Source organism: Candidatus Methanocrinis alkalitolerans (genome assembly GCF_029167205.1).
Lineage (GTDB): Archaea > Halobacteriota > Methanosarcinia > Methanotrichales > Methanotrichaceae > Methanocrinis > Methanocrinis alkalitolerans.
Genome location: NZ_JARFPL010000047.1, coordinates 1 through 14,355, shown reverse-complemented (window position 1 = coordinate 14,355; position 14,355 = coordinate 1). Strand labels below are relative to the sequence as shown.

Annotated in this window: 18 protein-coding genes and 1 pseudogene; all 19 read right to left on the bottom strand. The window is 58.5% G+C overall.

Annotation, left to right across the window (positions count from 1 at the left end):
- A pseudogene (locus tag P0O24_RS11205) lies at positions 1-354 on the bottom strand (hypothetical protein); the annotation flags it as partial.
- The gene (locus P0O24_RS11200) at positions 327-509 is read right to left on the bottom strand and encodes a hypothetical protein (RefSeq protein WP_316969843.1); all 183 of its coding nucleotides are present in this window, start codon (positions 507-509) and stop codon (positions 327-329) included. The pseudogene P0O24_RS11205 and the gene P0O24_RS11200, both read right to left, overlap by 28 nt.
- Before the next feature lie 263 nt (positions 510-772).
- Entirely contained in the window at positions 773-1,174 is a 402-nt protein-coding gene (locus P0O24_RS11195) for a DUF126 domain-containing protein (protein WP_316969842.1), read from the bottom strand.
- 2 nt (positions 1,175-1,176) lie between these two features.
- Complete coding sequence (locus P0O24_RS11190) at positions 1,177-2,340, bottom strand: aconitase X catalytic domain-containing protein (protein WP_316969841.1); 1,164 nt, start codon at positions 2,338-2,340, stop codon at positions 1,177-1,179.
- 45 nt (positions 2,341-2,385) lie between these two features.
- A complete protein-coding gene (mtrH, locus tag P0O24_RS11185) occupies positions 2,386-3,309 on the bottom strand; it encodes a tetrahydromethanopterin S-methyltransferase subunit H (protein ID WP_316969840.1) in 924 nt (307 codons plus the stop codon).
- Between the two features lie 72 nt (positions 3,310-3,381).
- Positions 3,382-4,932 carry an excinuclease ABC subunit UvrC gene (gene uvrC / locus P0O24_RS11180; RefSeq protein WP_316969839.1) on the bottom strand — a complete coding sequence of 517 codons (1,551 nt, stop codon included), beginning with the start codon at positions 4,930-4,932 and terminating at the stop codon, positions 3,382-3,384.
- 395 nt (positions 4,933-5,327) lie between these two features.
- Positions 5,328-6,224: a F0F1 ATP synthase subunit gamma gene (locus P0O24_RS11175; RefSeq protein WP_316969838.1), complete on the bottom strand. Its 897-nt coding sequence runs from the start codon at positions 6,222-6,224 to the stop codon at positions 5,328-5,330.
- A gap of 61 nt (positions 6,225-6,285) precedes the next feature.
- Positions 6,286-7,803, bottom strand: a complete 1,518-nt coding sequence (locus P0O24_RS11170) for an alternate F1F0 ATPase, F1 subunit alpha (protein ID WP_394356779.1) — start codon at positions 7,801-7,803, stop codon at positions 6,286-6,288.
- Positions 7,803-8,585 carry a F0F1 ATP synthase subunit delta gene (locus P0O24_RS11165; protein ID WP_316969836.1) on the bottom strand — a complete coding sequence of 261 codons (783 nt, stop codon included), beginning with the start codon at positions 8,583-8,585 and terminating at the stop codon, positions 7,803-7,805. The genes P0O24_RS11170 and P0O24_RS11165 overlap by 1 nt, the downstream gene beginning before the upstream one ends.
- A 2-nt stretch (positions 8,586-8,587) precedes the next feature.
- On the bottom strand, positions 8,588-8,863 hold the full coding sequence (locus P0O24_RS11160) for a F0F1 ATP synthase subunit C (RefSeq protein WP_316969835.1): 276 nt from the start codon (positions 8,861-8,863) through the stop codon (positions 8,588-8,590).
- 1 nt (position 8,864) lies between these two features.
- A complete protein-coding gene (locus P0O24_RS11155; protein ID WP_316969834.1) occupies positions 8,865-9,608 on the bottom strand; it encodes a F0F1 ATP synthase subunit A in 744 nt (247 codons plus the stop codon).
- A gap of 2 nt (positions 9,609-9,610) precedes the next feature.
- Positions 9,611-9,898 (bottom strand): ATP synthase subunit I, encoded by a 288-nt coding sequence (locus P0O24_RS11150; RefSeq protein ID WP_316969833.1) that lies wholly within the window; start codon positions 9,896-9,898, stop codon positions 9,611-9,613.
- Positions 9,891-10,199, bottom strand: a complete 309-nt coding sequence (locus P0O24_RS11145) for an AtpZ/AtpI family protein (protein ID WP_316969832.1) — start codon at positions 10,197-10,199, stop codon at positions 9,891-9,893. Before P0O24_RS11145 ends, P0O24_RS11150 begins: the two co-directional genes overlap by 8 nt.
- A 14-nt stretch (positions 10,200-10,213) precedes the next feature.
- Positions 10,214-10,591, bottom strand: coding sequence for a F0F1 ATP synthase subunit epsilon (locus P0O24_RS11140; RefSeq protein ID WP_316969831.1), 378 nt, complete (start codon positions 10,589-10,591; stop codon positions 10,214-10,216).
- The gene (gene atpD, locus P0O24_RS11135; RefSeq protein WP_316969830.1) at positions 10,588-11,961 is read right to left on the bottom strand and encodes a F0F1 ATP synthase subunit beta; all 1,374 of its coding nucleotides are present in this window, start codon (positions 11,959-11,961) and stop codon (positions 10,588-10,590) included. The genes P0O24_RS11140 and atpD overlap by 4 nt, the downstream gene beginning before the upstream one ends.
- A gap of 3 nt (positions 11,962-11,964) precedes the next feature.
- The gene (locus tag P0O24_RS11130; RefSeq protein WP_316969829.1) at positions 11,965-12,315 is read right to left on the bottom strand and encodes an amphi-Trp domain-containing protein; all 351 of its coding nucleotides are present in this window, start codon (positions 12,313-12,315) and stop codon (positions 11,965-11,967) included.
- Between the two features lie 145 nt (positions 12,316-12,460).
- Entirely contained in the window at positions 12,461-12,643 is a 183-nt protein-coding gene (locus P0O24_RS11125; RefSeq protein ID WP_316969828.1) for a hypothetical protein, read from the bottom strand.
- A 41-nt stretch (positions 12,644-12,684) separates the two neighbouring features.
- On the bottom strand, positions 12,685-13,482 hold the full coding sequence (locus tag P0O24_RS11120) for an SDR family NAD(P)-dependent oxidoreductase (protein WP_316969827.1): 798 nt from the start codon (positions 13,480-13,482) through the stop codon (positions 12,685-12,687).
- Positions 13,483-13,666: 184 nt separating this feature from the next.
- Positions 13,667-14,035: a sll1863 family stress response protein gene (locus P0O24_RS11115; RefSeq protein ID WP_316969826.1), complete on the bottom strand. Its 369-nt coding sequence runs from the start codon at positions 14,033-14,035 to the stop codon at positions 13,667-13,669.
- Between the last annotated feature and the right edge of the window lie 320 nt (positions 14,036-14,355).

The window sequence follows — 14,355 nt, the reverse complement described above, 5'->3', positions numbered from 1 at the left end:
GTTTGGATTAATGGTGAAACGCATCTGAAGATAGCGAATCTGAATGATAATCTTGTTAGGATTATTCGATTGTTGGGAAAGGATTGTGAAAAATACTACGGATTGGAGGGTTGATGCGGAAAGCCGGTTCTTCAATCCCGCAGGTCTGCTCTCCTCCAGGCTGACCCCGCTGGAGACGAGCTCGCCATCGATCAGAAGGGCGTAGCAGAACAACCCGCGTTGGTAATCGTAGACCACAGAATAGCCGTCCACCGTCTCGTAGCGGGCATAGAACTCATCGCCAAAGACCACCAGCTCGACCTCGGGGCCGTTCTCCTGTTCGAAGGTCAATGTCTCTCCAACGATGGCGGCCATGCCAGCTCACCCCTCTCAATTGGGGATCTGCAGCCTGCGGAGAAGACCTCCACCGCGATGAGCCCCGTGGCCGTCAAATCCTCAAGACCCGATCGATCGCCCTTCATGATCTCCGGACGATCTCTTCGAGCCGTCGTGCGGACCATGAAAGACATGTATACGATCTCTTACCGCTTATACTATTTAATTTTTTTCATCCATCGTCTGGGCCAAAGGGCACCGTCGTGCTTCAGAAGCGGCGAGATTCTGATAACGATCATAGGACTTACGCACTTGAGAATCAAAACCAAGCACATCAGAGCCTTTCAAGAAGATTGTGTTTTAGACAGTTTGGTGCTTCATGCTACTGGTTTTTTGTTCAACTGCGTAAGTCCTAGATCAATAAGGAAAACGTCTTAAGAAAAGATAGAAGGCAGGGCTATGGCTCATCGACCCTGATAACTTCCCGGTCAGCGTCCACCATCAGAATGGTGCCGTCTCTCGTGGCGAGGATCCCGGCATCGACGCCGTCCACCAGGGGGATACCGCTGATGATGGCGCCGACAGCGACGATCGGCTCAGACCTTATGTTTATCATCGCCGCCGGGGCGATGCCCCTCTTCTTCAGCTGGTATATTACGTAGGACCCGACGGTGGACCCCTTCCCGCCGGGAAATATCAGGACCTTCCCGGCGACGGCCTTCCCGAAGAGCTGGTGGCCGGGATCGACGACCTCTCCCGTCTCGGGGTCGACGGTCCCCAGGAAGGATATCGGCTCCTCCGTTACGAGGGCGGGGCCGGTGGCCTTCCCCCCCGATATCCGGTGGCATCGGATCTCCAAGGTCAGACCCTCCTGGTGGCGGCTCTGACGCACTCCTCGACGCTCCCATAGGCGGCCTTCATCTTGCAGAGGGTGGGGATGTATGCCAGGGCCTTTCCGGAGTTGACCATCATCTTTCTGTACCTATCGCTCGCCGGGGATACCACCATGCAGGTGTCGCAGAAGACCCGCGCCCCCGACCTCTCGATCTTACCCACCAGGTCGCTCCGTCTCTCGGCGGTGGCCCGGGCGGTGCAGATCCATAGCTCCCGTTCCACCTTATTTCCCTCCAGGAGGCGGGCAACCTCGGCGAGCTCCCTCTCCGAGGAGTGGGGGCATCCGATGGCGACGACGTCCACCTCGTCGTCGGGGGCGCACTCCTGGCGGACATCCTGGAGGTCTCTATCGCTGACCAGGATCTCCTCAGATCCCTTCGGAGCCGCGGGCGCTTCCTCATCGAAGTAGTAGAGGGCGACGGAGCCGCTCGCCGCCATCGCCGCCCCCAGGGCCTTCAGGTCGTCGACATCGGGCCTTTTCCGGAATATGAACCGGGGAACCCCGTCCCCCACCTCCTTTCCGATGATGTAACCCAGGATCCCGTAGTCGGAGGGCTTCAGGTCTGCTTCGACGGCGATGTTGATGGTGGGGACCCGCTTCTCTTCGATGTGGTAGCCGTACCGGGGGGTCTTTCCCACCAGGGCAGCCGCCAGGGCCGAGGGCCCCCCCTCCCGGTTGGTCTTCGCCCCGATGACGGAGTTGGCGAAGGAGACGGCGGAGGACTCGCTCCAGGCGAGGTGGTCGCCCCTCCGGGCGAGTTCGGGCCTGATCTGGTAGGGGGTGCAGGTGCAGTCCGGGGATACGCCCAGGCGGCGGTAGGCTTCGACGATCTCCAGCTGCTTTTTTGCGAACCTCTCGTCGATACCCATCTTTTGCCACCGGGTGAGGTCCATCCCCGCCGGGTTTAGGACCGCCGAGACGACGACCCTCCCCCGGAGGTCTGATATCCACTCCAGCCCCGCCTCCCCGATCGTCTTGAAGGAGACCCCCGCCACCTGGACGGATCTGACGGGGATCAGCCGGTCGGCGCCGTAGATGTCGCCGAGGGCTACCAGGATCTCCATCGCCCTCCTGAGGCTCTCCCCCTCCTCGCCCTGGTATGCTCGCTCCTCCTCCCGAGATAGATGCATATCTCTTCCTCCGGCTCCAGATTATAAAAAGGCTGAGATCGGTCCCTAGATCAGCCTCTCGATGGGGTGGCCCGCGGCGGGCCATACGTCCAGGTCCCCCACCGCCTCACAGACGAGGATGTCGGCCATCGCCGCTACCGGGAAGACCTCACTGGCCCTCTCGATGGGGCCGTAGAGGATGTAGTCGCCCCCCGCCAGGATCTCCAGGCCCGCGGAGGCGGCGTCGCAGACGTGCCTCGCACCCCTGCCCTTTTCCCGGAGCCACCGCCATGAGGAGACGGCGTTATGGATCCCGGAGCCCGTCGGAAGGCCGAACCTCGCCTTCGCAAGTACCGTGGCCCGAAGAGACCGCCCCGCCCCGTCCCCCAGGGGGACGACGCCGGGGTCGATGAGGAGGTTGTTCATCCCCAGAAGGCGAGCGAGGTCGATCAATCCTCCAGACCTCCCAGCATCCCCCTCCTCCAGGGCCTTTATCGTCCCCTCGACGGTGGAGTCGGCGGGGTTGTAGCCCAGGAGGATGGCGGAGTCGACCTCGAAGTGGGCGAGGGCCTCCTCTTCGCGGTCCTTCGTGGCGAGGCCGATGCTGTTGTAGATGGACCGGTCGGCGAGGCCGACCTCCGAGACCGCCTCCGCCATGGCGATCCTCGTCCCGGCATCGGCGGAGTCGAGGATGAGGGGGCCGGACCAGAGGGGATCGACGAAGTCGAGGTAGCGGCCGAAGGCCTCCGGGGTCCTGGCGTATATATGTAAAACGGCGGGGTTTCCCGTCTCCTCCGAGAGGGCCGTCTGCCGGTCGATCAGTCCGGCGGCAGCCTCCTCGTCGAAGGTCCCTTTCTCCTCGTCCTCCACGATCCCGTGGCCCTGATAGAATATGGTGCCGCAGAGGGCCGTCGGGTACTCTCCCGGCTGGCCTCCGATCTTCACCCCAGCGACGTTCACAACCTCTTGATCTCGCGCAAACCTGAACAACTCCAACGCCTCAAACCTGAATTTGTGCTCCCTGGCCAAAAAAGTTGGGATCGGCGATCCCAGGATGTCGGTTCAAGACGTAATCGCCTTCTTTCTCAGCAGTCGGTTGTACTTGATCGCAAACCGGTGGGCCTCATCCCTCATCTCCCGGACGAAGAGAGAGGCCTCGTCGTCCTTTCTGAGGGGAAGGGGCCGGATCCGCCCCGGAACGTAGATCTCCTCCTCCCTCTTGGCGATGGAGATGACGGGTATGGAGAGGCCGAGGTTTCGGATCTCCCGGCTGGCAGCGAAGAGCTGCCCCTTGCCCCCGTCGATGACGATCAGGTCGGGCATCTCCCCCGCCTCCTCCTTCAGCCGAACGTACCTCCTCCGGACGATCTCGCCGATGGAGGCGAAGTCGTCGATCCCCTCGACGGTCCTGACCTTGAAGCGGCGGTACCCCTTCTTATCGGGCCTGCCGTCCCTGAACGCTACCATCGAGCCGACGGTGAAGGATCCTGCGAGGGTTGAGACGTCGAAGACCTCGATCACCTTCGGCGGCTCGGGGAGGGAGAGTGCCTCGGCGAGGGCGGCGAGCTTTCTGTCGCCCCCGAAGAACCGGATCAAGAGGTTCTTATCGGCGAGGTCGAGAAGTTTCCTCTTCTCCCCCTGCTTTGGGACCGTCACCCTGACCCGCCTCCCTTTGATGTGGGATAGAAAGTCGACGAGGGAGCCGTCCAGGGGTTCGCCGACGATCAGCTCCTCGGGGGGGTCGTTTTCGGAGTAGTACTGGACGATGAACTCCTCGAGGAAGCTCTCGGTCCGGGGGAAGACGAACTCCTCTTTACCCTCCAGGGTACCCTTGTAGACCTTGAAGAGCATCAGATAGACCTCCTCCCCATCGGCGGCGTAGGTGAGGACGTCCTCGTCGAACCTCTTATTCCGCTCGACTTTCTGCCGTTCCTGGAGGCTCACCAGGGCCCTGATCTCGTCGCGAAGCTCCATCGCCTGCTCAAACTCCCGCCTTCCGGCGAGGTCGGCCATTTCTTCTTTTAGCGAAGCGATCAACTCGCCGGTCCTCCCCTTCAGGACCGCCTCGGCCCTTGCCACTCGCGCCCTGTACTCTATGGGCGTGATCTTTCCGATGCAGGGGCCGGAGCAGGCACCCATGTGGTACCTCAGGCAGGCCCTCTTGGGAAGCCTCCTGCAGGTCCGCAGGCCAAAGGTCTTCCGGACGACGGAGAAGACGAGGTCCCTCTCCCGGGCGGAGACGAAGGGGCCGAAGTAGCTGCCTGGAGCGGTCCGCCTCCGGGAGATGTGGATCCGGGGATACTCCTCGTCGGTTATGTGGATCGAGGCGTACCGGGAAGAGTCCTTCAGCCGCACGTTGTACTTGGGCCAGTGCTTCTTGATGAGGGAGTTTTCCAGAAGGAGCGCCTCCACCTCGCTGTCGGTGACGATGAAGTCGAGGCCCCGGGCGGCGCAGACGAGGGCTGCGGTCTTGGGGTCCGTCTCCCTCTTCTGGAAGTAGCTCGCCACCCTCTTCTTGAGGTCCCGGGCCTTTCCGACGTAGATCACCTCGCCCGAGGCGTCAGTAAAGAGGTAGCAGCCGGGGAGGTGGGGGAGGGGTTCGGGGTCGATCATGGGTTCGATGGATTCATAGTTGGAAGCTCTTGAAATCTTCTCCGATCAAACTGAGTATAGCATTTCTGGAGTAGAGCGCAAATTGTTTGCACTTGTCATCCTCGGGTAGTCTACCGCAGATGAGTTGATCTTACCATCTCAAGTCACTTGGGTAGAAGGTGGTCGATTGCATCATCGTATTGGCCCCAAAAAGTGCCACCAAAATGGATGTGGTTCCTTGTTTAGGTTTTTCATGTGCAACAACTCGTTATAGGTAGATTACCGATTGCGGCCCAGACTATATTTTAAATTAGCGCGGCCTATTTCGATTCTATTAAATTAGCGCAAGGCTAAAACCATAAATATAGATTTTTACTTTTATTTTTCTATCTCCATAAAATGTCCTCTCATGAGCTTCAGCCTCTCCTCTCTCCCATCAGAGCCTCAAACCCCACCAGCACGTCCTGCATCTCCGAGGAGATCGCCTCCTGACGCCTTTTTCGGTACTGGCTGGAAAGCTCGTTGAGGTGCTCCTCGATGTTCCTCTCCGCCGCCTGCATCGACGAGAGCCTGCTGGCGTTCTCGCTTGCCAGCGACTCTACAAAGGCCCGGTAGAGGGAGGAAAAGATATGCTCCCGGACGAGGGAGGAGAAGAGCCAGTCCGGGTCCATGGAGAAGGTGGGAAGAGACCGGGAGGGCCACCTCCTTTTGGTGAGTTCGTTCATCCATCTTTCGTCGAGGGGGAGGAGGCGGGCCATCGATGGGCGGAAGATCGCCATCGGTCCCGACTCCGGCCTGTTGTAGAAGAGGACGATCCTATCCAGGCCCCCCTCGATCCGCCACTCCTCGATCTTCACCAGAACCTCACCCATCACCTCGGTTATGCCGAGAAAATCTCCCGAGAAGGAGAACTGCGCCTCGATCGAGAGGCCCCCGTCTTCGAGGTGGCCGATGACCCGCTCGCCGACGGCCACGGCCCTGGTCTCCTCATTTTCCATCTCGGCCAGGATGCCGAGGGCAAAGCTTGCGATCTGTTCGTTGAACTTGCCGCAGAGCCCCTGATCGGAGCCGAAGATCACCGCCCCCAGAAGCCCTCCTTCCCTTGCAGGGGAGAAGGCCGGAACGATCTTCCCGCTCTTCATCATCACCACAGAAAGCCCCATCTCGATGGACCTGCTGTACTCGGCGAGAGATTCGACCGCTCGCTCATATTCGCGGATGTTGGTCGAGCTGATCGCCTTCATGATCTTGACCACCGACTGCAGCTCCCCCGCACTTTTGATCTTTCTCTTTACCCGTTCGAGCTCTTCCATGATCGCCTCCCAAGTCCGCTTCCTAAATCCGCTTCCTAAATCCGCTTCCTAAATCCGCCTTTCACGCAGCAAGAGCATCTTTGAAGGTCGCGAGGAGCAGATCTCGATCTTGGGAGCCGAGCTTCTCCCCCGACCCGATCCTCGAGCTGATCTCCGGCAGCCTTTCTCGAAGGGCCTTTCTTATCGCCTCCTTCGCTCCGGGGACATCGCCGAGGGGGACAGTGTCCAGAAGCCCCGCCGTCACCGCCCAAAGGACCGCGATCTGCTCGGGGGCCGGGATCGGCTCGAACTGGGGCTGCTTCAGCACCTCCCGGATTCTCTGCCCCCGCTCCAGGGTCTTTCGGGTATCCTCGTCGAGCCGCGTCCCAAACCGGGTATAGGCCTCCAGGTCCTCGAACGTGGAGTAGGTGAGCCGCAGGTCGCCGGCCAGCTTGGAGTATGCCGGAAGCTGGCTTTTACCTCCGACCCGGGAGACGGACATGCCCACATCGACGGCCGGAAGGATCCCCTTTCCGTAAAGCTGGGGGGAGAGGTAGATCTGGCCGTCGGTGATGGAGATGAGGTTGGTGGGGATGTAGGCGGAGATGTCCTGGGCCTGGGTCTCGATGATGGGAAGGGCGGTGAGGGAGCCGCCGTCTTTGAGGTTCGTGGCCCTCTCCAGAAGCCTCGAATGTATGTAGAATATGTCCCCGGGAAAGGCCTCCCTTCCCGGCGGGCGGCGGAGGAGGAGGGAGAGCTCCCGGTAAGATCGGGCGTGGCGGGTCAGATCGTCGTAGACGATCAGAACGTCCTGCCCCTTATCCACGAAGTATTCGGCGATGGTGGTGGCGGAGTAGGGAGCGATGTAGTTTAAGCCGGGCGGATCGTCCCCGCTGGCGACGACGGCGACGGAATTCTCCATGGCGTCGTTCTTTCGGAGATCTGCGATCGTCTTTGCCACCTCCGACTTCTCCTGACCTATGGATGAGTAGACGCAAACGACGTCTTTATCCCTCTGGTTGATGATGGCATCGATGGCGACGGCGGTCTTGCCGGTCTGCCGGTCTCCGAGGATCAGCTCTCTTTGGCCGCGGCCGATGGGAACCATGGCGTCCACCGCCATCACCCCCGTCTCCAGGGGGACGTTGACGGGAGATCGATCCATGATCGCCGGAGCTACCCTCTCGATGGATCTTCTCTCCGAGGTCGCGATCGGCTCGCCCTCGTCCAGAGGCCTGCCTACGACGTCCACGACCCGCCCCAGAAGCTCCTCGCCCACCGGCACCTCCATAACCTTTCCGGTCCGGTGGACCACCTGCCCGGCCCTGACCTTCTCGCTCTTGTCGAGGAGGAGGACCGCCACCTCTTCAGGGTCGAGGTTGAAGGCGATCCCGAGCCGGTCGCCGGGAAATAAGACGACCTCTTCAGACCGAACGTGGGGCAGTCCTCTGATGCGAGCGATGCCTTTGCCCACGAAGGATACGACCCCGATCTCCTCGAACTTCAGCTCGAGCTTTCGGCTTTCCAGGTTATGGCTTACGACGTTGAAGGCGTAGTCCAGGGCCTCCCTGACCGCCTCGTCCCCCTTCTTCGTCTCCATCATCTGACCCGCTTCTCTTTAGGAGCTCTCTGGTCGAGGACGCGGGAGAAGTCGGCTTCCAGGGAGTCGAGATATCCGGCGATGCTCCAGGAGATCTCCGCGTTTCTCGCGCTCATCTCCATCCCGGAGATCAGATCCTCGTCGATCTCGAAATGGACTCTAACGTCGGTCTCGGTCTGATCTTGCAGAACCTCCTTGATCTTCTCCTGGAAGTCTCCTGGGATCTCAAAGGCGCTTCTTACGACGATCAGCTGTTCAGGATACTTATAAAACTCCTTGAAAGCCTCCTTCTCCGAATCTTCCATCTTCTCCAGCCTTTCGACGAAGGTCCGGATCATCTGCCGTTCCAAGGGCTCGTCCGCTAGGTCTCGGAGGACGCGGCGAGATATGGCGTAGACCTGCCTTCCGGTCCTCTCTCTCAGATCGTCGAGGAAGGCCTTCTTCGAGCTCTCCACGGCCCCGTACCACTCGCCCTTGCTCCTGAGAACCTCGGCCTCCGCCTTCTTCTCCAGGTCCGCCTTGAAGTTCTTCGCGTCCTCCTTCGCCTTTATCAGCATCTCTTCGTGCTCCGCCGAGATCTCCTGCTTCTTTTCCCGATAGGTCTCAGCCTCCTCTTCGGCTGCCCTCTTCTTCTCTTCGACCTCCTCCAGCCGGGAGGCGATCACCCGCTCCCGCTCGTCCATCAGCTTCAGGACAGGGGCGTACAGGAGGTGTTTCAACAGCAGCACCAGGATCAGAAAGTTCACTATCTGGGCCAGAGTGGTGAAATAGTCTATCTGCAACGCTATCCACCCATGGCTGTCACATAGTCCCAGAACGGATTGGAGAAGATCAGGATTATCGATATAACGAAGCAGTAGATGGCGGTGGACTCTATCATCGCAAGACCCACAAAGAGGGTCCGGGTTATGGTGTTCGCCTCGTCTGGCTGTTGGGCGATGGCGCTGAGGGCGCGGGAGAGGGCCCAGCTCTCTCCAATCGCGGGTCCGATCGAGCCTATGGCGATCGTCAGGCCGGATATAATTATGGAAGCTGTGCCTATCGTATCTATCGCAGCCATGTCAATTTCCTCCTTCAGGTTCTCGCTTCGGGTTCTCTTCAGATTCCTCTTCTTTTTCGGGTTCCTCTTCGACCGCCTTCTCGTCCGAGCTGGCCGAAATTATGTATACCGTGGCCAGAACCGCGAAGATGTAGGCCTGGACCTGGCCGATCAATAGCCCGAAGAGGTCCATTATTACGGGCAAAAATAGGGGTGCAAGGGAGATCAAGACGGCGACGAGGAGGGTCTGGCTCATCATGTTCCCAAAGAGCCTGAGGGCCAGAGCCACCGTTCGGGAGATCTCTCCTATGACGTTGAAGGGGAGCATCAGCGGCGTCGGTTGGACGTACCGCCTGAAGTAGCCGGAAGTTCCCTGCTGCAAGATCCCGTAGATCGGGACCGCAAAGAAGACGCAGGCGGCCAAAGCCGTCGTGGTGGAGAGAGAGCTGGTCGGCGACCGGTAGCCCGGCACGATCCCGAGGATGCTTGAGAGGGAGAGAAACAGGAAGAGGGTGCCGGAGAAGGGGAGATAGGGGTCAGAATCCCTGCGGGCTATCTCTCTGATCTCGCCTCTCATGTAGCTGATGATCGTCTCCAGGGCGACCTGTCTTCGGGAGAAGGGGGGCGTTGGTGAAAGGTGGCGGGTCGATGCCCAGGCAAGAATGGCCAAGATTCCGATCACGATCCATGTGAATACGATGGTCTCGTTGATGGTGACAAACTCCCACCTCCAGAGGACCGCCTCGTCGGGGCTCAGCTCGACCATTTCTAGATCGCCCTCCTTTCGGGGTGCCGACCAAGACGGCTTACGATGACGATCTTCGTCAGGATGAAGCCGGCAAGGGAGAAGGCCAGACCCAATAGGCCGGTTTCGACGACGAGATAAAAGCCGAAGATAGAGACTGCTGACCGAAAGAGGAAGCTTCCCAGGGTCAGAAGCTCTGGACTCTTAGATTGGGGGAGCCGATTTATCGTCAGCCAGAGGCCTCCGAAGAAGAAGATCCCAAGCCCTATCCCAAAGGTGAAGCTGAATATGGGCAGAAGATGCTCATTCATCCGACTTTCTCCCCTCGATCTCCGTCTGCTCCTTTCTGACCCAGTACCAGGCATTGGCGCATCCGACGATCAGGCCGGCGGAGAGGAAGACGAGGGTCCAGGAGATGGGACCAGGGTATCGCGTGTCAATCCAGACTCCGATGGCCACACCTACGAGCGTGGGAACCGCCACCGACCAGCCAACGACGCCCATCATTCCAAGGCCGAACCAAACCCCTCGCGCTCGCTCCTTCCGAGCCTTAATCTTGCGCTCTTCTTTTGCGCCTATCTCTTCGGCGAAATCTTCCCCATCTCTCTCCATCGTCCCTTCCCGATCTACATCTTCTCAAAGACGCTCCTTGCGAAGTCCGCCTCGAGCTTTGCCAGGATGGTGCGGGTCTTCTTCTCCCTCTCGTCCAGAGCCCGAAACTCTTCTTGGACGGTTCTCTTCAGCATACCCAGGTCCCTGCTACGTATCGCCTTTCTAGTCGAGACCGTGACCGTTGAGGCGCATTTTACCAGAATCCCCTCGTCGATGCCGAGAAACTCCTCCCCCTCGCCGGAGGTGAAGGAGAAGATTCCCGGCACCATGGCGGCGACGAAGTCGATATGCCTCGGAAGGATGCAGAAGGAGCCGTCCTCGGCCTCGGCCACCACCTTCGTCACCTCTTCGTCGATGAGGATTTTCGTTGGGAGAAGAACCTTCAGCCTCATTTTTCCGCCTCTTCGATATTTCCGATCATGTATAGCGACTTTTCAGGGTAGTCTGTGAACTCATCGTTCAATATCCGCTCGCAGCCGTCGAGGGCGTCTTCAAGCCCCACCATCTTCCCCTCCTGGCCGGTGAAGTGCTCCGTCGTTACGAAGGGCTGGGTCAAAAACCGCTCCAGCCGACGGGCCCGGTTGACGGTCTTCTGGTCATCCTCTGAGAGCTCCTCAAGCCCCAGCATGGCGATGACGTCTTTCAGCTCCTCGTACTCGGCGAGGGTCTTTCGGATCTTTTGGGCTATATTGTAGTGCTTTGATCCTACGATGGTGGGGCTCAACATCCTCGACCTCGATTGGAGGGAGTCTATCGCCGGATAGAGGCCCTGGCTCGCCATCTTTCTTGATAAGACGATGGAGGCGGAGAGGTGGCCGAAGGTGTGGGCGACGGCAGGATCGGTGAAGTCGTCGGCGGGGACGTAAACTGCCTGGACCGAGGTGATGGCCCCCTTCCTGGTGCTGCAGATCCTCTCTTCGAACTCCGCCAGCTCCGTCGCCAGAGTCGGCTGATAACCGACCCTCGAAGGCAATTGGCCCATCAGCCCCGATACCTCAGAGCCTGCCTGGACGAAACGGAATATGTTATCGATCAGGAGGAGGACATCCTGTCTTTTGTCGTCCCTGAAGTACTCGGCCATGGTGAGAGCAGCGTGGCCGACCCGAAACCTCGCCCCCGGCGGCTCGTTCATCTGGCCGAAGACGAGGATGGTCTTGTCCAGGACGTTCACGTCCTGGATCTCCCGGTAGAGCTCCTCACCCTCCCGGGATCGCTCTCCGATCCCACAAAAGATGCTGATCCCCTCGTATCTTCCGGCGATGTTGTTGATCATCTCCATGATCAGGACGGTCTTGCCGACGCCGGCTCCGCCGAATAGGCCGGCCTTGCCGCCCCTCTCCAGGGGGGAGAGGACGTCTATCGCCTTGATCCCGGTCTCGAAGATCTCCGAGGTGGTGGTCCGCTGAGATATCGGTGGTGGCCTCTGGTGTATGGAGCGAAGCTCCTTCGCCTCGGGACTTTCCTTCCGGTCTATAGGCGAGCCAAAGACGTTGAAGACCCTGCCCAGGAGGTTATCCCCCACAGGAACTGTCAGCGGCTGGCCGGTGTCCTCCACCGTAGAGCCCCGAGCCAGCCCCGAGGTGGGGGTGAGAGCGATCCCCCTCACCGTCTCGGAGTCGAGATGGATCAGCACCTCTATCACCACCTCGCCGCCTTCGCCGGCCAAGAGGACGCTGTTGATCTCTGGAAGCGACTCCGTGAACCTCGCGTCTACAACGCTCCCCCGGACCGAGACCACCTCTCCCCGGTCGGATGAGGTCAAATTTTATCTCACTTTCGGCCTTCCGCCCTCTTTGTCGGAGGCGCCGAAGTGCTCTTTTATCTCCACCTCAACTTCGAGCTTCTTCTTCTTGGCGTCCTCCTTGAAGGAGATCTCGAGGGTGATCGGCTCGTCGGGATTGAGGGTCACTTTCTGGCTTGCGAGGTCCATCTCCACCGCCCCTCTCCTCTCCAGGGTGTCGGCGAGCTCCCGGAGGAAGGCCGCCGCCTCGGTGAAGCTGACGGGGTATTCCTCTTCAATGTCGATCACATCAGATACCTTTCCAGCCTTCGCCTTCTCTTCCTCTGGCCTCTTCTCGGCCTGCGGGCCGGTTCCCTTGGGCACTATTATCGCCATAATACACCAACTCCTCGGATCAAACGGTCTACAGCAAAGGACCGTATGATTGATAAATCTAACGGACCGTATGATTGATAAATCTAACCCTTCCGATAGCGGTGGATCGATCGGATCCTCCTATGGGCTGAAGATGATGGAGCCCTCAGCCCTCCGCCTCCTCCGTTGCGGATCCGGGGGCCCCGTCTTTGATAGCCTTCTGCAGCTTTCGCCGTCGACGCCAGTTCAGGACGTCCTTCATTACGTACTCTCGCCAGGTCCTCTCGCCCTTCGCCATCGAGAGATGCTCGAAGTCGTCATCATCGATGGCGATGGTAATATATCTCATTAATACCTCAACGCTTCAACGCTTCTTTCGTCTCGAAGAGCTCACCTGCTGGTGTACCCCCCGTCAATGATCAGCTCCGAGCCGGTGACGAATTTCGCCTCGTCGGAGACGAGGTATAAGACGCCGTAGGCGATGTCGTCTGGCTCGCCGATGTGGCCGATGGGATGCTTTGCGTCCAGCTCCCCCTTCAGATCCTCCAACGCCACTCCCAGCTCTCGGGACTGCGCCTTGAGGAAATCCTCCACCATCGGCGTCCAGATGAAGCCGGGATGGACAGAGTTGACCCTGATGTTCTCCTTCGCATAAATGAGGGCGCCGGTTTTGGCCATGATCCTGTTGGCGGCCTTAGTGGCGTGGTAGGCGGGGTTGTCCTGGGAGCCGACGATCCCGTAAATCGAGGATATGTAGACGATATTTCCGCCGCCGCCCTCCTTCATATAGGGGATGACGTTCTTGCTGCAGAGGAAGGCTCCGGTGACGTTGACGTCGAAGACCTTCTCCCACTCTTCCCTGGTGTACTCGTGGGTCGGCTTGCTGGGGCCACTTATCCCGGCGTTGTTCACCAGGATGTCTATCTTCCCATACCTCTGATAGACGGCCTTCGCCACCTTTGCCACCTCCTCCTCGTCGGTTACGTCCAGGTGATGGTACTCTGCGGCTCCGCCTGCAGATCTGATCTCGCTGGCGACCCTCTCTCCCTCATCTTCCGTCCTTCCGGTGATGATGGAGATGGCGCCTTCGGCTGCCAGGACCTTAGCTATAGCCTCGCCTATCCCGTAAGTCGAGCCGGTGACTATCGCAGTCCTGCCTTCCAGCCGACCGTTCACTTTCGCTTTCATATCATCCACCATGATTTTTTCATAAATAACTTCATGTCTATGTATAACGTATTGTGAATTAATCACGCATCATCGCTTTCTGTTGCAGCAATTAAGAGATATCTACTTCCCAGATCAGCGTCCTACAAGTGGGCAAGGAGGGGAATGAACCTCGCCCTACCTACCAGACGGTTTTTTAGCTGCATCACTTCAGCTTCGCCTTCGCGTCTTCCATCGCCTTTCTGATGTCCATCAGAGCCGAGGATATCCCCTCCTTGAAGTCGGTCCAAGATGTGTCGGTCGCCCTCTCCAGCTCTGCGAGCTTCTCCTGAGCGATCTTCTGCTTTTCGCGAAGCATATCGATCTCTTCTTTGTATCGGTATTTGAGATCGCCTTCGGCCCGCTCAGCCTTCGCTTTCAGTTCTTCCAGCTCGGCAGACCACTCGTCCATCCTGGCCTTCGTCTCCTCTATGAATGCCTCTTTTTCTGTCTGTTCCTTCTCCTGGGGTGGAACGGTTGCTGTGCCCGGGCCGGGCTTAATGAGTGATACTTTTTCAGCCAGTTCTTCTGCCATAATCTATTTGTTGGAGTTTTTTATATGAATAGTTATCGGCATATCTGGAAGTATCTCTGGAATATCTCCCCCAGCCGGCAAGTTTTCATATCTCTTTTAAATCCAGTTTTTTCAGCTTTATACTTCGAAATATCGACTTTTATGGGGACTATAATGTCAACTGTATTTACAAGAAATTGATAAAGAATAAAAATATAGTCTTACGACTAAATTGATATAATAGAACAGACAAAATAGATCTTATGAAGGGAGATATTGTAACTATACAAAATACTGAGGAGCTACCGGAAAAGCTTCGTGCAGAGACTGATGGGCGTATC